At 66.7% G+C, this 1,763-nt stretch carries 3 protein-coding genes; 1 reads left to right on the top strand and 2 read right to left on the bottom strand.

The genetic code is table 11. From position 1 onward, the window contains the following. Nucleotides 1-269: 269 nt before the first annotated feature. A complete protein-coding gene (locus FV234_RS25705) occupies nt 270-506 on the bottom strand; it encodes an AsnC family transcriptional regulator (RefSeq protein ID WP_147753603.1) in 237 nt (78 codons plus the stop codon). Nucleotides 507-692: 186 nt separating this feature from the next. After that, a complete protein-coding gene (locus tag FV234_RS25700) occupies nt 693-902 on the bottom strand; it encodes a cold-shock protein (protein WP_147725959.1) in 210 nt (69 codons plus the stop codon). A gap of 291 nt (nt 903-1,193) precedes the next feature. On the opposite strand from FV234_RS25700, the gene FV234_RS25695 reads away from it, so the two are divergent. Then, nucleotides 1,194-1,583, top strand: a complete 390-nt coding sequence (locus FV234_RS25695; RefSeq protein WP_147832428.1) for a hypothetical protein — start codon at nt 1,194-1,196, stop codon at nt 1,581-1,583. Nucleotides 1,584-1,763 lie beyond the last annotated feature (180 nt).

The following is a 1,763-nucleotide window of genomic DNA, read 5'->3' as shown; positions in this document are numbered from 1 at the left end:
GTGCTGGCGGACCGGAACCAGGACCCGCTCACGATCCGGCGTCCGACACTGGGTGCGAGACATCATGCGCCTCCCCGTAGACGCCCCCGCACCCTCAACGCTCAAACAGCCAATTCTGCCGTCCTAGAAAAAAAGCGGCCTCGAAACGCGAAAGAGCCGACCCGGTCGGACCGGGATCGGCTCATTGCTGTCGGTCTAAGGCTGGCCCTCGCCGGCTTGCGTTCGTGCCTGGCGGTCACCCGCTCTCGGCCGTTCGCCGCCGCGGGCGATCAGGCGTGGGCGGCTTCGCGCAGCGCGAGAGCCGCTGGCGCGAGCCCGAGGCGCTCGGCGAGATGCCAGCGCAGTTCCCGGGGCGAATGGTAGTTGTAGGAGCCATCGATGAGGTGGGAGAGGTCGAGGGTCGGGGCGTCCGACGTCGCGCTCTGCCTGATGCGTCCCACCTTGAAGGTCGCCGAATCCGTGACGGGCGACCGGACGCTACGGCGTCGGGTGTATTCGAACAACATGGTGTGTGTTTTTGTCTTCCGATTGATCGGGTTTGCTCCGCAGCATGGCGGACCCGGCTCTGTTTCTAAGCTGTGGCGATTAAGATTTGGTTTACCTTGACCGTCCGGCGCAACCGTTCCCAAGGGATGGCGGCGTCGGATGGTTTCGACCGCGTTCACGGTCGCGTGGATGGGAGACCGATGGCCTCAGGCAGCCTGGAGGTTGCCGGCGGCGTCCTTGCCGCTGCGCTTGTCGGTGAGGATCTCGTAGGAGACCTTCTGACCCTCGATCAGGTTGCGCATGCCGGCGCGCTCGACGGCGGAGATGTGGACGAACACGTCCTTGCCGCCGTCATCCGGCTGGATGAAGCCGTAGCCCTTGGTCTCGTTGAACCACTTCACGGTACCGGTATTCACGTAGAGAACCTCGTATCGACGATGGGTCGAGCCGTCCCGCTCCTGAGAACGCGACCGGATCGACTGACTTCTAAGTCTGGTATGGGTGGCAGGGCATCGGGCATGAGACCCGTAACCGGCGTCCGTCCCAGGGTTGAGCCCCCCACAACCCTATCTAAGGGTTGCCTGCGGCCGCAACAAGGCAAGGATGCAGCATCTCGGCGAGGCCCGGCGAAACCGGGTCCGCGGCCGCTGGGATTTTCGGGTGCCTCGGTGCATATAAGGGTTCGCGTTCAGGCTTTTAGGCGATCCATGGCAGGTATCTCGGTTTCGTTGGAAGGGGCCAACATCCAGCTCTCCTTCCAGAAGGACGATCAGGCGACCGCCGTCGTGATGGATGCCCGCGCCGCCCGCGCCCTCGTGCGCGCCGTCGGCCAGCTACTCACCGCCATCGACGAGCCCGAGGAGGCCGACATGGCCGACGAGATGGGCGACGAGGACATCGCGATGCTCGACGTCACCTCCTCGGCGATCGAAGTCGGCACCGACGATCAGGGCCAAGCCGTCGTCGCCTTCCAGGCGGGGGCCCTGCCGCCGTTCCAGCTGCGCCTGACCGACGAAGAGGCCCGTCACGTGGCGACGAGCCTCTCCGAGATCCTCGTGGCGCCGCGCGACGTCAGGGCGTCGCACGGCGGCCATTGAGCCGTCCTCACATCCGGACGCCGGGGTCCGTCGGGGCGCCGGGGAACACGTCCGGCTCGGAGCCGGGGCCGCCCGGTTCGCCGATGCCGGGGTCGTTGACTGGATAGGGCGTGCGCGGCCCGGTCGGGCCGATATCGGGCAGGTCGTCCGGCGGAACGGGCGGCGGAAGGTCGCCGGGGG

The organism is Methylobacterium sp. WL8, assembly GCF_008040045.1.
GTDB lineage: Bacteria > Pseudomonadota > Alphaproteobacteria > Rhizobiales > Beijerinckiaceae > Methylobacterium > Methylobacterium cerastii.
The sequence above is the reverse complement of the archived record's forward strand: the minus strand, read 5'-3'. Positions and strand labels throughout refer to the sequence as shown.